The sequence below is a fragment of the Liquorilactobacillus mali genome (genome assembly GCF_001437155.1).
In the GTDB taxonomy this organism is placed as follows: Bacteria; Bacillota; Bacilli; order Lactobacillales; family Lactobacillaceae; genus Liquorilactobacillus; species Liquorilactobacillus mali_A.
The window spans coordinates 1-22,581 of record NZ_JQAR01000035.1; the positions used below are offsets into that span (position 1 = coordinate 1).

General features: G+C 35.8%; 23 protein-coding genes, 1 riboswitch and 1 other annotated feature. Of the genes, 4 read left to right on the plus strand and 19 right to left on the minus strand.

Features of this window, described 5'->3' with window-relative positions; genetic code table 11:
* Window positions 1-107 precede the first annotated feature (107 nt).
* From IV36_RS10720 to IV36_RS10740, 5 genes are all read right to left on the minus strand, one after another.
* Complete coding sequence (locus tag IV36_RS10720; protein WP_056992430.1) at window positions 108-1,403, minus strand: nucleobase:cation symporter-2 family protein; 1,296 nt, start codon at window positions 1,401-1,403, stop codon at window positions 108-110.
* A complete protein-coding gene (locus tag IV36_RS10725) occupies window positions 1,396-1,983 on the minus strand; it encodes a xanthine phosphoribosyltransferase (protein WP_056992432.1) in 588 nt (195 codons plus the stop codon). The genes IV36_RS10720 and IV36_RS10725 overlap by 8 nt, the downstream gene beginning before the upstream one ends.
* Before the next feature lie 68 nt (window positions 1,984-2,051).
* A riboswitch (purine riboswitch) is annotated at window positions 2,052-2,150 on the minus strand.
* 26 nt (window positions 2,151-2,176) lie between these two features.
* The gene (locus tag IV36_RS10730; RefSeq protein WP_056992434.1) at window positions 2,177-2,893 is read right to left on the minus strand and encodes a glycoside hydrolase family 73 protein; all 717 of its coding nucleotides are present in this window, start codon (window positions 2,891-2,893) and stop codon (window positions 2,177-2,179) included.
* 30 nt (window positions 2,894-2,923) lie between these two features.
* Window positions 2,924-3,517 carry an ECF transporter S component gene (locus IV36_RS10735; RefSeq protein WP_056992436.1) on the minus strand — a complete coding sequence of 198 codons (594 nt, stop codon included), beginning with the start codon at window positions 3,515-3,517 and terminating at the stop codon, window positions 2,924-2,926.
* Window positions 3,518-3,862: 345 nt separating this feature from the next.
* Window positions 3,863-4,831 carry an AEC family transporter gene (locus IV36_RS10740; protein ID WP_056992439.1) on the minus strand — a complete coding sequence of 323 codons (969 nt, stop codon included), beginning with the start codon at window positions 4,829-4,831 and terminating at the stop codon, window positions 3,863-3,865.
* Window positions 4,832-5,104: 273 nt separating this feature from the next.
* On the opposite strand from IV36_RS10740, the gene IV36_RS10745 reads away from it, so the two are divergent.
* Window positions 5,105-5,989: a LysR family transcriptional regulator gene (locus IV36_RS10745; protein ID WP_056992441.1), complete on the plus strand. Its 885-nt coding sequence runs from the start codon at window positions 5,105-5,107 to the stop codon at window positions 5,987-5,989.
* A 44-nt stretch (window positions 5,990-6,033) separates the two neighbouring features.
* Here IV36_RS10745 and IV36_RS10750 read toward each other — a convergent pair whose 3' ends face one another.
* From IV36_RS10750 to IV36_RS10760, 3 genes are all read right to left on the minus strand, one after another.
* On the minus strand, window positions 6,034-6,471 hold the full coding sequence (locus IV36_RS10750; protein WP_056992444.1) for a MarR family winged helix-turn-helix transcriptional regulator: 438 nt from the start codon (window positions 6,469-6,471) through the stop codon (window positions 6,034-6,036).
* A gap of 566 nt (window positions 6,472-7,037) precedes the next feature.
* A complete protein-coding gene (locus IV36_RS10755; RefSeq protein ID WP_056992445.1) occupies window positions 7,038-8,213 on the minus strand; it encodes a pyridoxal phosphate-dependent aminotransferase in 1,176 nt (391 codons plus the stop codon).
* A 36-nt stretch (window positions 8,214-8,249) separates the two neighbouring features.
* On the minus strand, window positions 8,250-9,038 hold the full coding sequence (locus IV36_RS10760) for a carbon-nitrogen family hydrolase (RefSeq protein WP_056992473.1): 789 nt from the start codon (window positions 9,036-9,038) through the stop codon (window positions 8,250-8,252).
* Between the two features lie 62 nt (window positions 9,039-9,100).
* Window positions 9,101-9,334, minus strand: a binding site (T-box leader).
* Between the two features lie 140 nt (window positions 9,335-9,474).
* Here IV36_RS10760 and IV36_RS10765 point away from each other — a divergent pair.
* Window positions 9,475-10,383 (plus strand): L-lactate dehydrogenase, encoded by a 909-nt coding sequence (locus IV36_RS10765; protein WP_056992447.1) that lies wholly within the window; start codon window positions 9,475-9,477, stop codon window positions 10,381-10,383.
* Between the two features lie 176 nt (window positions 10,384-10,559).
* Here IV36_RS10765 and IV36_RS10770 read toward each other — a convergent pair whose 3' ends face one another.
* From IV36_RS10770 to IV36_RS10790, 5 genes are all read right to left on the minus strand, one after another.
* Complete coding sequence (locus IV36_RS10770; RefSeq protein WP_056992449.1) at window positions 10,560-11,417, minus strand: DUF1129 domain-containing protein; 858 nt, start codon at window positions 11,415-11,417, stop codon at window positions 10,560-10,562.
* 11 nt (window positions 11,418-11,428) lie between these two features.
* Window positions 11,429-11,743 carry a PadR family transcriptional regulator gene (locus IV36_RS10775; protein ID WP_056992452.1) on the minus strand — a complete coding sequence of 105 codons (315 nt, stop codon included), beginning with the start codon at window positions 11,741-11,743 and terminating at the stop codon, window positions 11,429-11,431.
* A 180-nt stretch (window positions 11,744-11,923) separates the two neighbouring features.
* Entirely contained in the window at window positions 11,924-13,363 is a 1,440-nt protein-coding gene (abc-f, locus tag IV36_RS10780) for a ribosomal protection-like ABC-F family protein (protein WP_056992455.1), read from the minus strand.
* 261 nt (window positions 13,364-13,624) lie between these two features.
* The gene (locus tag IV36_RS10785) at window positions 13,625-14,194 is read right to left on the minus strand and encodes a GDSL-type esterase/lipase family protein (protein ID WP_056992457.1); all 570 of its coding nucleotides are present in this window, start codon (window positions 14,192-14,194) and stop codon (window positions 13,625-13,627) included.
* 80 nt (window positions 14,195-14,274) lie between these two features.
* On the minus strand, window positions 14,275-14,823 hold the full coding sequence (locus tag IV36_RS10790) for a TetR/AcrR family transcriptional regulator (protein ID WP_003691247.1): 549 nt from the start codon (window positions 14,821-14,823) through the stop codon (window positions 14,275-14,277).
* Window positions 14,824-14,972: 149 nt separating this feature from the next.
* Here IV36_RS10790 and IV36_RS10795 point away from each other — a divergent pair, with 149 nt between their 5' ends.
* Window positions 14,973-15,707, plus strand: coding sequence for an ABC transporter ATP-binding protein (locus IV36_RS10795; protein WP_056992459.1), 735 nt, complete (start codon window positions 14,973-14,975; stop codon window positions 15,705-15,707).
* Window positions 15,704-16,795, plus strand: a complete 1,092-nt coding sequence (locus IV36_RS10800; RefSeq protein WP_056992461.1) for an ABC transporter permease — start codon at window positions 15,704-15,706, stop codon at window positions 16,793-16,795. Before IV36_RS10795 ends, IV36_RS10800 begins: the two co-directional genes overlap by 4 nt.
* A gap of 148 nt (window positions 16,796-16,943) precedes the next feature.
* On the opposite strand, the gene IV36_RS10805 is transcribed toward IV36_RS10800, so the two are convergent.
* From IV36_RS10805 to IV36_RS10830, 6 genes are read right to left on the minus strand one after another with little or no spacing between them, the layout of a single operon-like run.
* Window positions 16,944-17,321 (minus strand): PTS glucitol/sorbitol transporter subunit IIA, encoded by a 378-nt coding sequence (locus IV36_RS10805; RefSeq protein ID WP_056992463.1) that lies wholly within the window; start codon window positions 17,319-17,321, stop codon window positions 16,944-16,946.
* 27 nt (window positions 17,322-17,348) lie between these two features.
* Window positions 17,349-18,362 carry a PTS glucitol/sorbitol transporter subunit IIB gene (srlE, locus tag IV36_RS10810; protein WP_056992465.1) on the minus strand — a complete coding sequence of 338 codons (1,014 nt, stop codon included), beginning with the start codon at window positions 18,360-18,362 and terminating at the stop codon, window positions 17,349-17,351.
* 26 nt (window positions 18,363-18,388) lie between these two features.
* Window positions 18,389-18,937, minus strand: a complete 549-nt coding sequence (gene srlA / locus IV36_RS10815) for a PTS glucitol/sorbitol transporter subunit IIC (protein WP_056992466.1) — start codon at window positions 18,935-18,937, stop codon at window positions 18,389-18,391.
* A 16-nt stretch (window positions 18,938-18,953) separates the two neighbouring features.
* The gene (locus IV36_RS10820) at window positions 18,954-19,448 is read right to left on the minus strand and encodes a transcriptional regulator GutM (protein ID WP_056992468.1); all 495 of its coding nucleotides are present in this window, start codon (window positions 19,446-19,448) and stop codon (window positions 18,954-18,956) included.
* Entirely contained in the window at window positions 19,448-21,313 is a 1,866-nt protein-coding gene (locus IV36_RS10825; RefSeq protein WP_056992470.1) for a BglG family transcription antiterminator, read from the minus strand. Before IV36_RS10825 ends, IV36_RS10820 begins: the two co-directional genes overlap by 1 nt.
* A gap of 32 nt (window positions 21,314-21,345) precedes the next feature.
* Window positions 21,346-22,149, minus strand: a complete 804-nt coding sequence (locus IV36_RS10830) for an SDR family oxidoreductase (RefSeq protein ID WP_056992471.1) — start codon at window positions 22,147-22,149, stop codon at window positions 21,346-21,348.
* Between the last annotated feature and the right edge of the window lie 432 nt (window positions 22,150-22,581).

Below are 22,581 nucleotides of genomic sequence, written 5' to 3' on the forward strand. Positions count from 1 at the left end.
TGTGTTGGACTTTTTTGTTAATTTTTTTGTATTATTACAAACTAGCACCACGCGTATCACCTATAAATTATTTTACAAGCCAAAATTCACTCATTTTTTTATCCCAGTTACTCAACTAAGCCATCTTTTCCCTTGAAAACAATGTTTAGCAAGACTGATGTTATGCTTGCAACAACTATTCCATTTCCTAAAAATAATTGTGCTGTTTTTGGCAAGAATTGGAAAACACTTGGATATACAGAAACTCCAAGACCCATTCCGACAGCTAGGGCAACAATTAAAATATTACGTTCATCGGAAAAGTCGACTTTAAAGAGCATACGCATGCCTTGCACACTGATCATTGCAAACATTACCAGCATTGCTCCACCTAAAACAGGGGTTGGAATAATTGTTGCAACTGCTCCAATTTTCGGCAAAAGCCCCATCAACATTAAGATTGCCGCTGACCAGTAGATTGGGCGTTTTGTTTTGATGCCAGAAAGTTGCAGCAGGCCAACATTTTGTGAAAAGGTTGTATAAGGAAAAGTATTAAATATCCCTCCAAGAATTACGGCTAATCCTTCTGCACGATAACCTCTTTTCAAATCATCTGCCTTAATCTGCTTGTCCAAAATACTTCCTAAGGCAAAAAATACACCTGTTGATTCAACCATTGAAACTAAAGCAATAATTATCATCGTTAATGATGATGACCACTCGAATTGAGGTGCACCAAAGTAAAACGGTTGTGGAATATGAAACCATGCAGCTTCTGTAATCGGAGAAGTTGAAACAAGGCCCATAAAGGATGCCGCAATTGTCCCTGCCACAAGACCAATCAAAACCCCAATTGAACTGACGAACCCTTTTCCCCAAACCTGTATCAATAGTGTAACAACGATTGTGATCAAACCTAGTAGAAGACTTTGTAAATTGCCAAATGTTTTAGCTGTTGCATCCCCACCACCAATATTTTGAACAGCGATTGGAATCAACGTCAGACCGATAACTGTAATCAATGATCCTGTTACAACTGGAGGAAAGAATTTTTTGATTTTAGCAAATTGCCCACCAATCAAAAACACAAAGACTCCGGCTACGATAATTGCCCCATACATTGTTCCAATCGAAAATTGTTTGCCAATCATCTTAAGCGGTTCAACAGCCTGGATAGCACAGCCTAAGACCACGGGCAAGCCGATTCCAAAATAACGATTCTTTAATAATTGCAATAGTGTTGCTAACCCGCACATAAATATATCGATCGAAACTAAATAAGTCATTTGTGTACTATTAAAATTCAGGGCAGTACCAATTAGCAATGGTACTGCTACCGCACCAGAATACATTGCCAGTAGATGTTGAATTCCCAAAATAGCAGCTTTTCCATGCGAGACTTCCTTGAATTCTTCGTTATTCATTGTTTTCATCTCCTACAAAATGAACTTGATTGCCGGCAAAAGATGAGATGCGAGCAAGTGATTCGAGGCGTACACCTTGTTCTTTAATTAGTTTTGCTCCATCTTGGAAGGATTTCTCGATTGCAATCCCTACACCAACTAATTCAGCTTGCGCTTCATTGCAGATATCTATCAATCCCTGAACTGCCTGTCCATTAGCTAGAAAATCATCAATAATTAGAACACGATCGTTCTTGCTCAAAAACTTTTGATCCACAGAAACCGTATTTTTTACTTTCTTGGTATATGAATAAACTTCTGCCGTATATAATTTTGAATTCATGGTGCTACTTTTTTGCTTACGTGCAAATAAAACAGGAACATGCAAAATTAGACCAGTCATTATTGCAGGAGCAATTCCTGATGCTTCAATTGTCACTATCTTGGTGATTTTCTCACCTTGATACAATCTCACAAATTCCTCCCCCAATTTATACATTAGATCAGGATCAATTTGATGATTTAAAAATTGATTAACTTTCAATACATTATCTGGTAAAACTAGCCCATCTTCACGAATACGATCCTCTAATAACTTCACTTTTGTCTCTCCTTTACAAAATAAAAAGGACTTCTTCTACAGTCAAAAACAGTAAAAGAAGCCACTTAAACAATAGCCTTTTTACTTATAGTCTAAGATTCTCGGTCCTAGGTAGAAACTCGCCAACCATATTATGACATTATATAAGTAATATACTATTGAAGATTACCATACGAAAACTCATTTTTCAACACTATTCATTCGTGTTTGTACCAGATAAGGTATCATATTTATTCAATTTGTAAGTTTGGATCAAATTAATCAATTTCGTTGCATAGTTGGGATCAGTTGCATAACCCTTCGTTTGAAGTGCTTGGGCCGCTTCCTTGTAGTTGCTGGCATCCAAAACAGCCTGATAGTGCTGGCTATCCCATGCAGTTCCTTGCACAAACAATTTCGTATGAGCTTCAATTGACTCTGTCCAGCTTGTATAAACTGCAAAATCAGCGGTTACAGTAATCCATTGGCCATTGACGTATTCTTTTGTCGTCAGTGCCTTTGCATTAGCTGCATTGCTCTTTACCCCAAACAAATTATGGTATTGCGCAGCCAATTGGCTTTGCCCCCAGTCGGACTCCAGTGCAGCTTGGGCTAAGGTTATACTTGTTAATATTTTGTATTGCTTTTGCTGTTCTTGTGCAATGGGTAGTATCGCAGTAATAAATTTACGTTTTGCTACATCACTTATTTGGCTCGTTTGTTCACGTTGATTATTTTGTTCAACTCTGCCGGCCCATCCAAGAATCTGCACACCTAGAATGCCAAGAATCAATAATGCCACGGCAACATTTAAAATTTGAATATGACCTTGAGCATAAAAGACGCCAAATTTCTTTTTAGACTTTGACTTTCTTCTTACAGCAGGCTTCCGCTTACTGACTCGTGTTCTTGTACTTTTTTTTCTAGGCACAAAGACTCAACCTTTCATTTTTGAACAATCTCATTCGTGAAAGTTCCATCGCTTAATCAATGGAACACTAACTAAAGGAGCAACTATCCCAGCAAGTATTGCTTCAGGAATCCCGTTTGTTCCCACAACAGTCAATAGGTATGGTAACAAGGCCTTAGTATCGATATGGTACAAAATTTGCGACTTTCCTTGATAAAACAGATAAATTTGTCCTAACACTAGGAGAGTGTTGCAGCAGGCTCCCAAGATCGCTGCAACGGGCAAAATTCTGTATGGTTTCTTATATCTTTTAAGTGCCACCGCAAATAGCCCACCTGCGACAATACCTATCATAATACGCGGCAAAATTGCAATTAGCGGATTAACAAAGACAATTGTAGCCAACGGGCTAGTTGGCCAAACAAATGCTCTAACAAAAGTTATTAAGCCCCAGACTCCCCCAACAATTGCTCCATCGACTGGGCCGAGTACAAAAGCCGCAACAATAACTGTAATGTGAATCAAAGTCAAATCTAACGGTCCAATCGGCAAGTAGCCTAGAAATGGAACTAAATTTTGGACGATGATAATCGCTGTGAAAAAGGACAAAAAGACAAGCCTTCTCGTTTTTTGATTGTTACTCAAATGCTCCAACTCCACTCGTATTAATATAGGGTCGATTATAGCACAGTAAAAGTTTGTTTTGCTTATAAAAAAATAAGAACTTATCTAAATATAACTACGTAAATGAGCTTATAACACAGGCTGCTGTGTTTGAATACTATCACGAAATTATAAGTATAACACGTTATTTTTCTTGGGTGATTCATAGTTAGGTGAAAAATTTCAATTTAGACAATAGTTTTATAGGAAAATAAAAAAAGCAGCTGGTACAAAGTTTACCCCTTGCATCAGCCGCCTGTTTTCAATTATATTTGTGTTTTGTGAACAATATATTTATTTGGATTAAACCAAACCATTATTTATATTTTAAACAAACTGAATAACAGCCATTAAGATTGGCACAACTACAATGAATAATACCGTACTGATTGTGACAACATTTGTTGCATACTTAACATCTCCGTGGGCCTCATTTGCTAAAATAGGCAACACAGCGAGCATTGGTGTAGCTGCTTGAACAGTCAATGTTTGACTCATTAAAGTTGGCATACCTAAACCAAATGATGCACCTATCTTGATCAATACGATTAGCACAACTGGAGATAAAACAAAACGACCTAACAAAGCCAAGATGGTATCTCGATCAAGTTTCATATTACTCAAACCGGCATCTGCAAGAACAATCCCAATATAAATCAGTGATAATGGCGTTACAAGCGAACCTACATATGTCAAAGTCTGTTCAGCAAATGATGGAACCGGAATACCAATAAGCATCCAAGCAACAGCAACGATAAAACCAACAAGTGGCATTGGTAGAAGCTTTTTCCAATTTAACTTTTGCGATTTTTTCTTACTCTTATCCACAGTCGGATCATCATTAGAAATCAAGAATACACCAAATGCCCAAGTGGAAACTGTGTTAATAATATAATAGATTAAGAAATAAGTTGTTGCTTTTTGACCAAAAAGTGCATTATTCAGTGGCATTCCAATAAAGATCGTATTAGCATTGACAACGGCATTCATAAAAATACCGCGGCGACCTGCTGGGATTTTCAGCACTTTAACTGTTATCCACGCAATTATATAACCAATTATTACGGCTATTGCCGGAAAAATTAAACCCGCCGATAATCCAAATAATTTACTCCGCGTCAAATTATTCATTACAGCTACGAAGATTGAAGCTGGTAAAGCAATTTTAGTAATCAAAGAAGAAATATTCTTTCCAAATGTATCTGAAAACCATCCTGTTCTTCTCAGAATGTATCCTAAAGCCATTATTAAAACAATTACTGTTACACTGGAAACTGAAGTCAAAAATACTGCCATTTCTTATTACCCCCATAAATTATTAATAATAAACTATATCAAATAGTCATCCATATAAATCCGTTATCATCATGGAATAATTTGATCATCTCCGCAAAAGAGAAGGTGTTTATTTGAAAAATAAATTAATATACTCATTATTTTCACCTCTAAAAGCATTGCTAAACATATTCGATATGTTAAACTTGTGTTAATTTATAGTCAAAGATGCATCATACTATCAAATGTTTTTATATGAAGAATATTTAGCTATTTTTATGAGGAGGAATTATTATGAATATTAAGGAGTTTCATTATTTCCACGAGTTGGTCAAATACAAAAACTTCTCTCAGGTTGCCTCTTTTTTTAATGTAAGTCAGCCTACGATCACAATGGCTATCAAACGTTTAGAAACAGAACTTGAAGTTAAGCTATTTGTTCGTGACCGCTCTCACAAACAATTGGTCGTAACTCCAAGTGGAGAACAGCTTGATCGCCATGTCACTCAGATATTAAATGAACTGGACGTTATGAAAAAGGAACTTTCTAGAATTTCAAGTGAAAAAATACTCTTCGGTTTACCACCTATCATTGGAACTTATTATTTCCCGCATGTGGCACCAGAATTACTGCGTGCAGGTTTAATTGACAAACTTGATATTTTTGAATCTGGATCAAACGAAATGCTTAACTATATACTTGATGGAACACTTGATTTGGCATTAATCGGTTCGATTACACCAATTGTCGATGCCAAACTTGAGGCTAAAATCTTTGATCGTACACACTTTAAGATTGCAGTCAGCGAAAATCATCCTTTAGCAAAACGAGATAGTGTCGATTTTAAAGAATTGGCAAGAGAAAAGTTCATTATATTGGATGATCGCTTTATCCATTCGATTGCCTTCAACAAAATGTGTCACGCCAACCAATTCCGACCGCAAATTATTCATCGCTCAAATGACGTTCACATCTTAAAAGCGATGATTAAGGAAAATATGGGAATAAGTTTCTTAACCGAACTGGCCTTACCTCTAGAACCTGGTATCAAAGTTCTTGATATTGCTGACGATAATCAACCAGAATTCCTTCTTTCGATTGTGTATCGCCATTCACATGTACTTACCAAACTTCAACAGCGTCTGATAGAGATACTTCCACAGAAAATTAATTTATAAGAAAAAAAAGAGCCCTGACAATTTGTCAGGGCTCTTTTTTCTATCTAAAATTCATCTAAGCTTTCATCAGAGACAATCTCAATAGTTTGACGTAGAACTCTCTTGAAGATTGCTAAATCCTTTGGTGCAACTTCATCTTCCAAACGGTTTTCTAGTCTTTGCCAGAACTCATTATCTGACTCAAGCATCTTGAGATACTTCTCTGTAACTATCAAATGAGTAACGCGTCGGTCTGTATCATCCAAACGTTTCTCAATTAAATCAAGGCGCATTAATTTTTTAATATGATAGTTAGTATTAGGCGTTGATTGATCAAGCAATTTAGAAATCATACCAATGGTAGGTTCCTTCAATTGATAAATTGCTTCAAGATAATAAACATCGATTGCACCCAACTTCTCGAAATCAGGATCATTTTGACGATGTTCATGTAGCCGTAATACTTGCATTAGATTAGTTAAAGATTTTTGTAAAGTTATCACTTTTCTTCCTCCGCTTTTTGCTAAATTTATTTATATTCAACTTAGACTTACTTAATATACTAGAATTAATTCCTGCTGTCAAGTCAGTATGTTCAAAATCACAACTTAATATAAATTCTTGCCTATAATTATATTCCTTATATTAAAAAAAACCAATTATCTGCTTTGTAATTTAATATTCATTGCAATATATTAAGCTTTCAGAGCTATACCATTCTTCTTTTAACTGGCTAACGCATAGGAACGCCAACCTCTACCTCTATATTGTACTACTAGGAGTCTAAAAAATGAACTAATATTAACTAATATATATTATTAAAATTGTTTGAAAAAATAAATTTTTTCTTATAACTCATAATTTTTTTTATAAGTATGCTCTTGAACAAACCTTTTAATAATACTGACTAAACATAACAAAAAAAACATATAATTATAGCTCGTTACAAAACAGTAAAGAACAATCCTAACCAAGGAAAAAAAGAAAACATCCCATTTTATATTAATTTGTATACAACTCATTATGATAGTGTTAAACACCTAAAATATGAACGTTACTTTTTACTTCTTTAGAAAAGTTTTAACTTTGCAATGCGCTCAACTGCTTCTACTAGTCGTTCGGGTTCAACTAATAAACCGATTCGCACATACCCATCTCCCATAACTCCAAATCCTTTGCCTGGTGCTACTGCAACGTTTGTCTTTTCCAACAACAAGTCAGCAAAGCTCTCGCTTGTATATCCTTCAGGTACTGGCATCCAAGTATAGAAGGTCCCACCAGGAACAAATGCATTCCAACCGATTTTTTTAGCAGCACCTATAAAGGCATCACGTCGTTCTTCATATTTGCTGACAAGCCCCTTTACTTCCACCTCTTCTTGTGGATCTGATAATGCTGTCACTGCTGCCTCCTGAATAGCTGGGAAGACACTTACAAACAAATGATCTTGAATCAAGTTAATTGCTTCTATCATAGAGGGATTGCCGACTGCAAACGCAATTCTCCAACCAGCCATATTAAAGGTTTTCGAAAAAGTATACATTTCGATACCAACATCTTTTGCTCCTTCAGCTTCCAAGAAACTCGGATTATGATATCCATCAAAGCCTAGAGCACCATACGCAAAATCACTCACGATTCCTATCTTATATTTTCGAGCAAAATCAACAGTTTTTTTATAAAACTCCTTGGTAGCAACTGCTCCCGTTGGGTTATTTGGATAGTTCAAATAAATAAACTTTGCTTTCTTAGCAGTTTCTTCATCAATATCATGGTAATCTGGCAGGAAATTATTCTCACGTTTCAGTGGGAAAGTTTTATAATTGACTTTACCCAAAGCTACCCCAGATAAATAGTCTGGATAACCCGGATCAGGTAGCAATAATAGTTCATTCGGATTCATCAATGCCCAAGGCAACTCAACTAGACCAATTTTGGAACCACCTAAAATTGCAACTTCAGATTCGGGTTCCAAATCAACTCCATATTTTTCTTTATAAAACTTTGCTGCAGCAACCTTGAGTTCATGAAGCCCTCTAAATTGCGAATACTTGTGATTGATTGGGTGTGTTGCTTGTTCCTGTAATGCTTTAACGATATAGTCGAATGTCGGCTGGTCTGGATTTCCCTGTCCAAGATTGATTACATCATTTCCAGCAGCAACCTTCTGGTTAACCTTGGCTACAAGTGTTGCAAAAAATTGAGTTGGTAAATTCTTTAAAAGTTCTGATTCTTCAAAAAGCATTATAATATTTCCCCTTCTTTGAACAATTATTCTTCATTAGTATAGTTCCGGCCGACGATCCTTAAAAACTGGAATACTTCCACGAACTTCAGTTAAATCGTCTAAATCAAATTCACAGGTGAAAACACCTTCGACGTCTGTGGTTCCTTCTGCCAAGATTTTGCCCAGCGGATCAATCACTAAGGAATGACCATTAAAGCTATCCTTGGGTGCCTCACCAACACGATTAACTGCAACGACAAATGATTGATTCTCAATTGCACGTGCACACAGCAGCATTCTCCATTGCTCAATGCGTTTTGCAGGCCACTGGGCACTTACGAATAGTATCTGCTGCCCATTCGACATCAACTTACGTTCCCATTCTGGAAAGCGAATATCGTAACAGATCACTCCTGCCGCTTTGACATCGTCTAATACGAATTGGTTTTGAGCCGAACCAGCACTGATAAAATCATCTTCATTCATCAAACCGAATAAATGAACCTTTTGATATTGGCTTATCAAATTACCCTTACGGTCAAAAATATAACTTGTATTATAGTATTTTCCTGCCTCTTCAGTTGCCACTGAACCGCCAACAATATTGACAGCAAACCGTTTAGCGAGATTCGAGAGAAAGTTTTTTGTCCGTTGACCGCCTTTATCTGCAATATCTCCTAGTTTGTCCAAGGCATATCCCGTATTCCACATCTCAGGTAATACAAGCACATCCGGTTTATCACTTACTGCTTCTTTGATATACTTTTCAACATTAATATAATTGGTTTCTGGGTCACCAAAGACTATATCTAATTGTAAAAGGCTCACTTTGAATTTCTTCATATTTTCCCTACTTTCTGATATCTCATATTGTCTTTCCTTCACAAAAAAGACTCATCCCCTTATGTAAGGACGAGTCTTATCGTGTTACCACCTTGATTCGTGCTGTCTTCATAGATAACACCTCCGTTGCTAAAAATATGTATTTTAGCATTGTGTCAATAACGTGCACAAATCCGTTGCTAACTCTTTGTCAGCACCATTCCAAGCCCATTTTCTATGTCTCACTTTGCTCTCTTTCACCAGCCGAAAGCTCTCTCAAAAGCGCAAACATATACTCTACTCTTCACTATGTTATTCATTTTAACGTTTACAAGGTTATTCTAGCTGAAAAGACATTTATGTCAAGATTAAAATCTTTTTTTACTTGACATTCACTAATTTAAAATTTAAATTAATGACAGTATTTACCGAATTTTTAATAATGGGGGAACTTAAGATGCGCAAAATTGGAATAATTGGTTTAGGCCATGTTGGTGCTACGATTGCCTATACCTTGGTTACAAAAGGCATAGCCGATGAATTGGTTATTATTGATACTAATGATGACAAGACGACCGCAGAAGAATATGACTTGCGTGACACGCTTGCTCGACTAGATACATTCACTAAGATTATTCCACAAGATTACGATTCACTATCCAATGCTGATGTTGCCATCACAGCTTTTGGCAACATTGATTCCATTAAGATGGATGGTGATCGCTTTGGAGAGCTTAACTTTAATACAGCGGCGGTTGAAGAAGTTGCAGCAAATCTTAAAACCTCTGGGTTCAACGGTGTCCTTATCAATATCAGTAATCCTTGCGATGTAGTCACAACATTATTACAACAGCAAACTGGTCTTAGTAAGACCCAAGTCTTTGGAACTGGGACATTCTTGGATACGGCTAGAATGCAACGTGCTGTTGGGCAGGCACTTCATGAAGATCCCAAAAATGTTAGTGGCTATGTTCTGGGTGAACATGGGGAATCGCAATACACAGCATGGTCAACGGTTGAAGTCAAAGGGCATCCAATCACTAGGCTTGCAGAAGAAAAAGGCCTCGACCTAACTTCACTTGACCAACAGGCACGCCGTGGCGGCTGGTTAGTCTTTTCAGGCAAACATTATACTTGTTATGCGATCGCAACCTGTGCAATTAAATTAGCACAAGCAGTCCTGTCAGATGCACATCTTGCCTGCCCGACTTCTGTATACCTTGAGGAATATGGTCATTATATTGGCTACCCAGCCGTTGTTGGTCGCAAAGGAATAATCGAAGTTAATTCAATTTCATTATCTATTGAAGAAAAGGCCCAGTTAGATAATTCTGCTAAGATTATCAAAGAAAAATTAAATAAATAAAAAAACAGTAGTATGTAACATACACCAAGTATGTCTTAAGTAGTCAAAGGTTTAGAAGTTCTAATTTAGCTGAGAGATTTTGACCTTTAAGAATACTTTATTCACAGTTATTAAAGGGATATGCCAAAAGATTTATTATGGCATATCCCTTTTTGATAATTATATTCAAAAATAATTTAATTCCGTGTGATTTTCTTCATTTCAATTCTTCCCCAGATTATATTGATCAAGAAACCACCAATTGCTGCACCAGCTGCTAAAAATTTAATATTGTTAGAACCTACAATTGCCAGCAACACAGGAATCCTCTGCAAAATTCCAACTGCAGCCATTAAAACGATAAAGGGAGTGATTGAATACAATTCTCTTTTCTTACCAATGATAATCCAACCAAGAAAAATAGCTATAATCGTTAGCATTAAGATCACGTCACCCGGATAGGTCAACTTAATTATCCAAATTGGTGGTGTGAGCATGCTAATGGCTAAAAATACACCGATGATACAGCCAAAGAAAATAGTGCCGATAATAAACTGTATAACCTTTGACTTCCTAACCAGATTATTCTCATTCAGATATATGAACTTATGAATTGTTTTAAAAACTACTACCACTACTCCAACAGAAAGCAGAGCAATCAGCAAATATTCAAAAATATTTATTTTAAGCGGTCCCGTTGCTGCAAAGTCACTAATAAAGGAAATCGCCCAATATATTCCAATTGGCAACATTATTAATTCGATGATTTCTCTATAACCTGCATGCTTAAAATTCTTAATCATGCTATCGGCAAGTCTTCGACTGTTCTTACCAAAATATTCTTGTGCTGTTTGCCCATTTTCCTGAGCTTCGATCAGATCAATGCAGACATTATAAGTTTGTTCGGTCACATCCAGCTCATCATAAAAGATACTGGATGTAATCAAGTAATCCCTGAGATCATCAAAAAATGTAGCATTTTCACCTTTTAATTTTTTTGCTGACTCATTCAACTTATTTCTGATACTTTCAACCTTTTTATCTTTGCTACTCATCAATTCTCCCCCTATTTAAATATCTGCTTGACACTTTCATTTATTTTCTGCCAATCCCGCATGAATATTGTTAGCTCTTCTTGTCCAATTGAAGTTACGCTAAAATACTTGCGGCTTGGTCCTTCCGGCGAAGGCTTCATTACACCACTAATCAGCTTTTTTTTCTCTAATTTCTGTAAAATTGGATAAATTGTTCCGCCAATTACGTCATTAAATCCGGCTGTACGTAAGTCCTGGACTAGCTGATAACCATAGGTTTCGTGTTTGGAAATCAATTGCAGTACGCATCCTTCAAGTACACCTTTTAGCATTTGTGTCTTACTCAAACAGATAACTCCTCCTTGACTAGTATGTAATACTAACTACCGTAAACAAAAGATAACATAGAGGGAGGTAGTTTGTAAAGCATAGTAGTAAAAAAATTGTTATTACATACTCATTTCTTAACTATTTTAATTAGCTCTTGTTCTTAGTTCCAGCATCTCCGCACCAATATTACTTAGAAATTACGAGTCGTGTTCAATTATCAGCAGCGTCGGTCTGTATTTCGTAATTAGTTGTTCAATTTGTTTACGATTATTGATATCAAGATAATTAAGTGGCTCATCCCACACATAAAGTTCGGCAGGAACCAATAAAGACCTCGCAAATTCAACTCTTTTCTTTTGTCCCAAGCTCATGTCTTCAATACAGTTTAAAAATACTTCACGATCTGTTCCTAACTTGCGTAAAATATTCAGCAGATCTTGGTAATTTATACCATTTCTATTTGCAAAATCTGCTAATGTCCCCTGTTCATCAAAAACTTGTCTGACAAAGCTGAGCGAAATATTATTTGCAACTTCGATTTTGCCAGTTTGATTTCCTTCAAAACCGCCAAAAATACTTTTTATAAGAGATGTTTTCCCAGTCCCATTTTCACCAATTATTGCAACTTGTCTTCCTTCTTTAATTTCAAAGCTGATGGGTTCGAATAATCTATGATTTTCAAATGACAATGATAAATTACGTACTTTAACTAGTGGATTATGACGGGTTTTCACAAAATTAATATTCAACTGATCTACATAATCGATATTCTTGATTAACGTCTCCTTCTCTTCAATCTTTTTATCCATCCTTGTTTCAATTGCCTTTGCTCTTCGCATCTGATTTCTTGCAACTGTATCATCAAGACGTGAACTCATTTTTACTTTTTTCTTGTTCTTTCCTTTACCAGCAGTTTCCCTGCTTTTGGCCCAATTTTCTTTTTCACGATATGTTTGCTTCAAGCGTGTGATTTCTTTCCTTGTTTTCTCATTTTGCTCTTGCTGCAAATTATCGGCCAACTTCTTTTGAAACTCATATGATTGGTAGTCACCATGATAAAGTGCCACCTTCTTACGCTCAATTGCCAGTATATGATCAACTACTTGATTGACAAATGTTCTGTCATGACTTACCAAAATGAACCCTTGCTTTTTTGTCTTGAGATAATTGGCCACAACTTTGCGTGATTTAATATCCAGGTGATTCGTTGGTTCATCAATTAACGGAAAATTATTTTTATCAACAAAGAGAAGTGCCAAGAGTACCTTAGTCTGTTCACCAACTGAGAGCTTTCCAAACGGTAAGTTCAAGATACCTTCATTAATATCCAGTAATTCAAGTTCTTTCCTAATTTGCCATTCCTCAAATTGCATCTGATTATTTAAAATCTCAATTACAGTTAAATCGCGATTTTTGATACTTTGTGGAAAATAGACAAAATTTACTTGCTTAATTACTTTACCCCGGTATTCATATTGTCCTTGCAGCAATTTAAGCAATGTGGTCTTTCCACGACCATTTCTACCTATCAATCCAAGTTTCCAAGAGTTGGCGATAGTTAAGTCAACATGGTCAAACAACAATGTATTTTGTAAATCATATCCAAAAGTCAAATTCTTTATTTCTATCTTAGTCATACTTTTACCTCTCACTTGCAATTAAGCAAGCTCAATACTTGGACTATTTTCAAGAGAATAAAAGTGTACACAAAAAGACCAGCATTGCACACCGCCTGCATTCTCTCGAAAATCTGCACACTAAAACATTCAAATATCTATGCTTAGTCTTCATGCAGCTTCATCAAGAATTTAGATGCGCAATATTGGTCTCCTCTTTTCCGTTTAATAATTATTTAAATGATATCATTTTAAATCTTTAATATCAATAATCTATTGTTACTATAGTACCTGTACAATCAGCTCTGCCAATATTCGATACCCTTCTTCTCCAAAATGGAGCCCATCATCTAACACTCCATGTAACAATTCATTGAGCGACAGCTGCCCATATTCTATGAATTTCTGATACAAGTCAAGGGTGTAACATCCCATACTTTCAGCTACTTTCACTATCACCGCAGCATATTTTCGAATCAATTTGTTTGTACGATATTGCTGTTTTTGCTCATCAACAGGTGATGGTGTGATGAAATAAATCTCATTCGATTCATATACAGTACATAATTGCTTAATAATCTCCGTTAGATTATCCCCGAATTGTTCAAGTCCAATCTGTTTGTTTAATGCTATGTCATTTGTTCCAATTAAAATAAAAATTTTATCAGCCTTTTTGCTTGAAAGAATATCAGCTTTCATCCGTGTAAGAATATCCGCGGTATTATCACCAGGGCATGCTGTATTTGTAATACTAAGTTTGTCCTTCAATTCTTTGAGTATCTCATTGATTATTGGTTGTTTATGACCTTCATATCGTGCTATTAGGCTATCGCCTGTCAAATGAATGTTCATTAAAGTCTGGCTCCTTTTTTCTCTTTAAGTTTAGCATGAACATATCACACACAAAGCCAAAATTGTATCTTTATTTATTCTTATTTGAATTCAAATAAGAAATTCTTATCAACTAGCGCTACGATTTCTTCAGGTGATTCCTTTTGTCCAGAATTAATCCATTCTTGAATTATGCCAAACAACGCATTACTAAAAAAGCTAAGAAAATATCGTTCTTCAGTTGGCCCTTCGAACTTAAGATCTGTTAACGGTAAAATATTCTTGCGCATATTTTCACGCATCACTTGCCGAATATTCTCCTGAATTTCGCTTGAACCGTGACTTGAGATCAATAGCGCCATTACCCTTTCCTTTCCTAGAAGCAAATTCAACATTGTCAACATTAGGTCTTTACGTTTAACAATGACACGTTCCTTGATAAGCATATTTGCCGTCTCAATCAATTCAAGTTGACATTGCTTAGCCAGATCGTATTTATCTGTATAGTGTAGATAAAATGCACTCCGACTTACTTGCGCTTCTTCACAAATATCCTTGATTGAAATCTTTTCAAAGTCTTTATTTTGCAGCAATTTCTCTATCGCCCTTAAAATTGCAGTTTTAGTCTTTTGGTATCTTAAATCCTTCATATTGATTCTGCCTCCCACAAAATAAAAATCAATTTTGTCGATCTGTCCATTATCTTGTTTTTTAACTTGTAGAATTTATAAAAACTTCTATACTTCAGATGTGAATATAATAAACATAATGTACATTAAAAGAAAAGGAGGCCTTATTCATGGCCAATTCTGATCATACAATCGCATCAATCAGTCATATTTCTAAAAGTTTTGGATCAAAAAAAGTTCTTAGCAATATTACAATAAATATTCGCGAAGGACAAATACTAGGATTAATCGGGCCAAGTGGTTCTGGTAAAACAACAACCATAAAGTGTTTGTTGGGGATGGAACGGGCAGATACTGGATTCGCTGCTATTTTCGGGCAAAAGATGCCTAACCGCCAAATTCTCGAAAAGATTGGCTACATGGGACAGACTGACGCCTTATATGAAAATCTGACTGCACTTGAAAATCTGACCTTTTTTGGGAATCTTATGGGTATTTCTGGAGCAGAACTGACTGCTACTATCAATAAGAACATGGCTCTAGTCGACCTAACAGATTCATTGCATCAAATCGTTGCTAATTTTTCTGGTGGAATGAAACGTAGACTTTCATTAGCCATCGCTTTGCTAGCCAATCCTGATCTGATTATTTTGGATGAACCAACGGTTGGAATTGATCCAAGCTTACGTCTTGATATTTGGACTCAATTGCGTACTTTAGCGATTGCTCAAAAGGCAATTATCGTAACAACACACGTCATGGATGAGGCAGAAAAGTGCGATCTCATTGGACTAATTATTAACGGTGAAATTTTTGCATTAGGAACTCCAGCTGAGTTGAAAGAAAAGTTCCACGCAGCTAGTATTGAAGAAGTATTCTTGAAAGCAGAGGTGAGCTCAAAATGATTCAATTTAAGGCAATTTTAATCAGAGTAACCAAGGAAATATTACGCGATAAAAGGACACTAGCACTGATGCTATTGGCACCCATTTTAATTTTGACATTAATGAATTTAGTCTTTAATTCAAGTACTGATACAAAACTTAAGATTGGCGTGGCCGATAATGTTCCCGGCAAAATTATTCAGTCACTTCCAAGTTCCAAAGTTACTATTCGTCATTACCCAAATTCGCTCAATCGTGCGAAAAAAATTCAATCTGATGATTTAGATGCCTTCGTCGGACGCAGTAAAAATAAGCTTGAAATTACAAATGAAAATGAAGATCCCACTAAAAGTTCACAAGTTAAGAGTATTTTTGCTAATGCACTGCTGGTATCCAAAATCAAAGAACTGTCTCTGACTCTGAAAAAAATATCTCTCCAAACTTCTACAAAACAGACTTCATCAAACTTAAAAATAAAGAATTCGTATCTTTACGGTAATTCGAACAGTACCTTTTTCGATAAAGTTTTTCCTATTCTGATTGGCTTTTTTGTCTTTTTCTTTGTCTTTCTAATCTCAGGCATTGCCCTTATCAGAGAACGTACATCTGGTACTTTAGATCGTCTTTTGGCAACACCGATTCGTCGAAGTCAGCTAGTTTTTGGTTACCTAGCTGGTTATGGCCTTTTTGCAGTCTTGCAAACTCTTTTGATCGTTTTATTTGCCATTTATGTTCTGAAAGTTGCAATAATCGGCAATCTCTTGTTAGTGTTGCTTACGAATATTTTAATTGCATTAGTAGCCCTCGTAATTGGACTATTCGTATCAACTTTCGCCAACTCTGAATTTCAGATGATGCAGTTCATCCCAATTATTGTAGTACCGCAAGTCTTTTTTTCCGGTATCATTCCACTGGATACAATGGCTCACTGGGTCAGATTTATTAGTTACTTATTGCCACTAAGCTATGCTGGAAATGCACTAACTGCTGTGATGATCAAAGGCCAAGGATTGGGTGTTATAACAAACGACTGGTTAATTCTCCTAGTTTTCCTATTTATCTTTACATTCTTAAATATTATCGGTCTCAAGCGCTATCGCAAAGTGTAATTTTACTTTTTAAACAGCCAATACCCTGTACCTTTATTTAGGCATAAAAACACCAATCCACTTTTAGTCTACCTTAGCGGATTGGTGCAAATATGTTTTTGTTACTATTCACCCTTTTAGAAGTTACTCTGCTCACTATTTACTCAGCTTACTTCTCACAAATCTGAATCTGACTACCAACTTGAATCTTTGGATACTCTTCATCAACTAAGTACAATGTACCTGGAAGTTTTGCCTCCGTTAACCCAGTAAAGCTCAACGCTATGTGTCCAAGCCGTCCCAGGTTGGTCTGAACCTCAGTACCCACTGAGGTTATTTCATACTCTTGATTGTCAATTTTCAGAATCATTCCAGGTATAATTCGTTTGGAAACTGGCACTACATTAATGATAAAACATGAAGGCCTCAATGCTGAAGGGGCTTCATCACCAAATAAGATTGCCATTTTGATTGTTGAAAATTCGGCTGTCTCAGCACCCACTTCTAAAACTTCAGTTGAAAAAATACTTTTTTCTGTTGTCATCATTTATCCAATCGCCTTTCTCTTTTAAACCTATTTTGAATATAAGCCAAAACTTGCTAACCATGCAACAAAGACACGCGGCACACCGTTTATGAATCGACTATACAAAACAGATGGTACTCCTACCTCAACAGTTTTTGAATCAGCCTCTGCCAAGCCTAATCCAACTGGAATGAAGTCACAACCATTTTGAGTATTGATTGCAAACAAAGCAGGTAAAGCATACTGTGGTGGAATATTACCTTTACCAATCTCGACTCCAATCAATGTCCCGATAACTTGTCCAATTACCGCTCCAGGGCCAAGCAAAGGAGAGAGGAAGGGCAATGAACAAATTAATCCTAGAATCATCAACCCCCACACATTTCCTGCCAATGGTTCCATAACCTTGGCAAAAACCTTGCCAATTCCAGAACCATTAATAATCCCAATCAGCAGTGCAACAAACGCCATAAAAGGAATAATAGTATTAATAACAGTTTGAACCGCATCTTTTCCTGCTTGATTGAAAGTTGAAACAACTCTACCTGCTCCAATTCCAATTTTAGTCAGGATACCAGGGTCTTTAGTTTGTGCCGTTAGTGTCTTTGTACTATCAAATTTCTGATTTGTTTCTTCTTCAGATTGTTCATCTACAACATCATTCGTATTTTCTTCAGTATCTTCATCTTCTGCTAATTCAATTTGTTCTACACCAACATTTGAAACATAGTTATTTTCATTCATGAATTGTGCTAACGGTCCACTCTTCCCAGTTGGTAAAACATTAATCGTTTTTATTCCTTTTTTGGGATAAATGCCGCATCTTAGTGTACCCCCACAGTCGACAATTGCTAAAGCCGTTTCTTCATCTGGAATAGACGTTTTAAAACCGTCAACTGGCTGCATTCCAGTTAATTTAGCAATTTTATCCACGATGTCTGGTTTGTTGCCACCTGTAACATAGATAAACTTATTCTTCTTTACTGTTGGCTTGATTACTAATGGTCCACCCCAACCGCCGGGCCCTTTGACAACTTTTATACTACGAAATTCTTTTTTCATTTTTCAGGCTCCTCTCTTTTTCTAAATTAATTAAATTCAACTTTCTTAGAAAGTGTTACTCCTTGTTGCTTGCATACATAGGCAGTTGTGAAATCTGTAATCCAGCCGCCAATAAAATTCATTAACAATCCAACAAACATATAGCGAATCGCTAAGTCCATTGTGTTTAAGCCTAATTTCTGAACCCCCTGTGCAATTCCCAACCAAATGAAATACTCTGAAGGATTGATATGTGGAAAAACTCCATTACTTGTGTGACAAAACTGTGCAATTGATGCATACCAACTTGGCTTATAGTACTCTGGCAAAAACCGTCCCATTGAATGAGCCATCGGATTTCCCAGCATAAAAGCCGAGACAAATGGTAATATTAAATAACGTGTCACAGGATTTCGTGAAGAGGCCTTGGCCAATTTTGCCATCTTCTTGTCACCGACAAAAGCGATAATTGCATTCATTAATACTAACAATAATAAGACAACAGGAATAATTGAACTCATCCATCCAATAAATGTTTTTCCACCCGTTTGAAACAGGCCCATAAAACCAGATGCAAGATCAGTAATTATTTTCATAGTAGTTATACCCCTTTCAATTCATTTCTTTATTTTTCAATCTACTAACTACTTTGTAGTAGGTAGCTTTTATCTTTTCAACCATCGGCAAGCTCCAAATTTTAACTGTACTATCAAAATCATGTGGTCTTAATTTATTGGCCTTATAGTTGACATAATTTTTATATGCGTCTAGAAAACAAACTCTCGTTAATTTATCAAATTGTTTAAGTTGTTCAAATGAGGCAGCTACTTCTGCAATGTTTTTCCCTCGTAGACTTTTCAATTCTTTGAACTTTGCAAAAATAGTAATCCCCTTCATCATCCTTGCTTCAGCGATAGAACCATCTTCTTTAACTGCAATCAATATGAGTGTTCCTGACTGAAATTTTTTGGGATTTTTGCCAATTGCAACTGGTGCTAACAATCGAAGTTGATGGAAAGTTGTTGAAAAATCTTTAATCTGCTTTAAGCCTAACAAGCCTTGAATCAGGAAGGCTACAACCAGAATTATTCCAAAGTATATAAGCATTAAATCGCCTCCATCAATTGAACTATACCTCGTGTATTATCATATTTTATCAAGTTGCTATAAATATTTTTATTTGTCGTAATACTTCTAATTAAGTCGTATACCTGCGCCAAAACCTTACTTAGATCTGCATTAAGTTTATATGGAATTGCCACTAAGAATACGATTTTTATTTTCTGATTATCAAAAACAACTGCATTCTCAAATAATCCTACTTTGATCAAAATCCGATTTATGCCCGACTTATCGATTACATGTGGTAAAGCAACCCCATCTCCGAAAATACTGCTTGATTTTTTCTCTCGCCTAATCCAATCTTGCATAAACTCTTCTGTCAGTTGACCACGTACAATTTCTTGCTCAATCAATTTTCCAACGCTTTCCATATATGTTTCTTTACCAGAAAAGCGTGTCACATCAAAATTACAAATTCCTCTGTTTACTGCTTCATCAACTAATGAGATTTGCAACCTTTCTCGTAAAATGCCCTTGTTAAATACTGTATTCAATCTGATGATAGGTGCCTGCTGGATACCCTGATGTATGCTGAAGTACTTATTTGAGAAGATTAATAAGTATTTCTTGGAACTTTTTTCTAACTCATCTACTGAACTAAGAACATCAACTTGAACATCGTCATCTAACAGCTCTTTCAATTGTTCAGTTATAAATTTCTTCATACTATTGCTGATTGGCTCGACTAGTGCCACTTGGTAACTTGCTGAATACGCCATGTATTCTTCTAATGCCATTTGAAAGTAGAGCGTTAAATAACCAAGTTCTTGATTACTAATGTTAATATCAAGCTGCTTTTCTAACGAAGAAATTGTTAGCTGCGCTAATTCAGATGATACTGGATACTTGTTAACCATATCTGCCGAAATAAATTCTTCTGTACTTACATCAAAAATCGAGCGGTTGATTAAAAACAATAGATGATATCGTAATTCAACCAACAATCTTTCAAAATTCAACTCGATATCGAGTTTCTTCTTAATTGCTGGAAAAATTATGTTCATTAGTGCAGTAACATTTTCCAGTGCTGACTTAATCAACCCATCATCACTATTTGTATTTTTCTTAATACTGAAAGGATATGAAATAAATTCCCATTCGCTGTTACTTAAAGGACTGCTCATAGAATTATCAATTTCTCGACGCAACCCTTTTGTCGTGCTTTTTGCAAGTAATGGGTGATAATGTGGAATATCATCCTTAATTCTAATTCCATAATTTTTAAGCCAATTGATTATTGAGATATTGCGTTTAACCATTGCTACAAAACTATGGTTTGTTTCTATTTCTTTTATTAGTTCCATCATTCTTGAGTCGGCAGAATTATCCAAACTCAGCTCGAAATCATAGTATTTACCAACTATGTTTCTTGTAACAATTGCGTAAACATAATCGTACTTAACTACTAGTCGGATTCCGCGATTCGTTTTTGTTTCGATTTTTGCGCCATATTTTTCCAACCTTTTCCTCAAGGTCTTTATATCATTATTAATTGTTCCGCGACTAACTGATAATGACTCAGCTAAATCATCTAGAATAACATACTCAGTTGAATGCTGTAATAAATGCTTTAATACTGCAGCCTGCCTTTTTAAAGGATCATTAAAATCCAAGTCTCTTTTCAAAAAAGTTGTTTGTAACTTAGCAATAGCTCCGTAATTATCTATCACAAGATAAAATCTTGATTGATTGACTTTTATTTCAGCAATTCCCTCTAGATACTCATTAATTGCTCGAATATTTTTGGTAATTGTTCCCCTTGAAACATTGAAATGCAGCTGCAGTTCTTTTAAAGTTAATGAATCATTATTGATAAAAAGGTTCAACATCTCAAAGTTTTGTCTATCCATTACTTCACCATGTCCTACTTCAAAATTTCAATTTAACCTCGACTTTTTCCACCTGCAACATTGACTGTTACACCGGTAATATAACTTGCACGATCTGACAATAAATAATTAACCGTATCCGCAACTTCGGACAACTTTCCACTACGCCCAAGTGGTGTTGTTGAAGTACTCTTGTACCCTGCACGAATATCTTCAACTGTTTTGTGGCGAGTATAAGCCAACGCTTCTTCATACGCAAGTGTACGTAATCCAGTTGCCTCCATGATTCCTGGAGCAACACCCACAACTCTTATATTATGTTCACCGAGTTCTTTAGCCCATGAACGTGTGAACCCATTAATTGCACCCTTAGTTGCTGAATAAACACTTTGGCCTTGCGAACCCTCAAGCCCTGCTTCAGAAGACATATTGACAATTACTCCATAATTTTGTTTTTCAAATTGATGGGTTACTGCCTGTGATACTAAGAACACACTCTTGACATTCACTGCAAACATTTTTTCAAAATTACCTTCAGTAAATTCGTATTTACTGTGTGGAACACTTGCATCTGCCAATAAACGTGGAAGATTGATACCAGCATTATTAACTAAACCGTCTATCTTATGTTGTTCCTCAATAATTTGTTCAACTAACTCATTAATCGCAGCCGAATTTGTTACATCAGTTTTTACAAAATGCAAATTTTGATGTTTTAACTCTCCCTCATTCAAATCTGCATTATATACAATTGCTTCATTATCCAATAACTCTTCAACAATAGCTTTTCCTATCCCAGAAGAACCTCCCGTAACTACGTACACCCTACCTGAAATATTAATCCATGAATCACTCATCTATATCAGCTCCTAATTTTTTATTCTTTATTACAAGTCTAATATTACAAGAAAGCGCATACATTATTAATTCAATATTTTCTCACAATTTTTTCAAAACAGTATACTAATTTTGTCTTACTGTTAATTATGAAAAAAAACCTAATCAAAGTTTAACTTTTGACCTGGTCTCACTAATTATTCCAACTTTGTACTGCCTTAAAAATATCATGTAGCTAAATAAATTACTTAAAATTATTTTGGTGAGTTTATATACAATTTGTTACTATATACCAAAATAAAATGGAACTGGATTATTACGAATAATCACGTTTCATACATGGTAGAAGTTTTAAGAGAAGAATCAGTCACGACTCACATTCCTTTTTAGAAAAGTGAGAGTATAAAATAGTTTGTGTAAATGAATAAAAATCCTATTGAAAAGGGAATCCC

Coding starts and splice junctions, on each gene's coding strand:
- IV36_RS10720 (WP_056992430.1), bottom strand. CDS start 1,403: ATGAATAACGAAGAATTCAAGGAAGTCTCGCATGGAAAAGCTGCTATT.
- IV36_RS10740 (WP_056992439.1), bottom strand. CDS start 4,831: ATGGCAGTATTTTTGACTTCAGTTTCCAGTGTAACAGTAATTGTTTTA.
- IV36_RS10745 (WP_056992441.1), top strand. CDS start 5,105: ATGAATATTAAGGAGTTTCATTATTTCCACGAGTTGGTCAAATACAAA.
- IV36_RS10755 (WP_056992445.1), bottom strand. CDS start 8,213: ATGCTTTTTGAAGAATCAGAACTTTTAAAGAATTTACCAACTCAATTT.
- IV36_RS10760 (WP_056992473.1), bottom strand. CDS start 9,038: ATGAAGAAATTCAAAGTGAGCCTTTTACAATTAGATATAGTCTTTGGT.
- IV36_RS10765 (WP_056992447.1), top strand. CDS start 9,475: ATGCGCAAAATTGGAATAATTGGTTTAGGCCATGTTGGTGCTACGATT.
- IV36_RS10770 (WP_056992449.1), bottom strand. CDS start 11,417: ATGAGTAGCAAAGATAAAAAGGTTGAAAGTATCAGAAATAAGTTGAAT.
- abc-f (WP_056992455.1), bottom strand. CDS start 13,363: ATGACTAAGATAGAAATAAAGAATTTGACTTTTGGATATGATTTACAA.
- IV36_RS10785 (WP_056992457.1), bottom strand. CDS start 14,194: ATGAACATTCATTTGACAGGCGATAGCCTAATAGCACGATATGAAGGT.
- IV36_RS10790 (WP_003691247.1), bottom strand. CDS start 14,823: ATGAAGGATTTAAGATACCAAAAGACTAAAACTGCAATTTTAAGGGCG.
- IV36_RS10795 (WP_056992459.1), top strand. CDS start 14,973: ATGGCCAATTCTGATCATACAATCGCATCAATCAGTCATATTTCTAAA.
- IV36_RS10800 (WP_056992461.1), top strand. CDS start 15,704: ATGATTCAATTTAAGGCAATTTTAATCAGAGTAACCAAGGAAATATTA.
- IV36_RS10805 (WP_056992463.1), bottom strand. CDS start 17,321: ATGATGACAACAGAAAAAAGTATTTTTTCAACTGAAGTTTTAGAAGTG.
- srlE (WP_056992465.1), bottom strand. CDS start 18,362: ATGAAAAAAGAATTTCGTAGTATAAAAGTTGTCAAAGGGCCCGGCGGT.
- srlA (WP_056992466.1), bottom strand. CDS start 18,937: ATGAAAATAATTACTGATCTTGCATCTGGTTTTATGGGCCTGTTTCAA.
- IV36_RS10820 (WP_056992468.1), bottom strand. CDS start 19,448: ATGCTTATATACTTTGGAATAATTCTGGTTGTAGCCTTCCTGATTCAA.
- IV36_RS10825 (WP_056992470.1), bottom strand. CDS start 21,313: ATGGATAGACAAAACTTTGAGATGTTGAACCTTTTTATCAATAATGAT.
- IV36_RS10830 (WP_056992471.1), bottom strand. CDS start 22,149: ATGAGTGATTCATGGATTAATATTTCAGGTAGGGTGTACGTAGTTACG.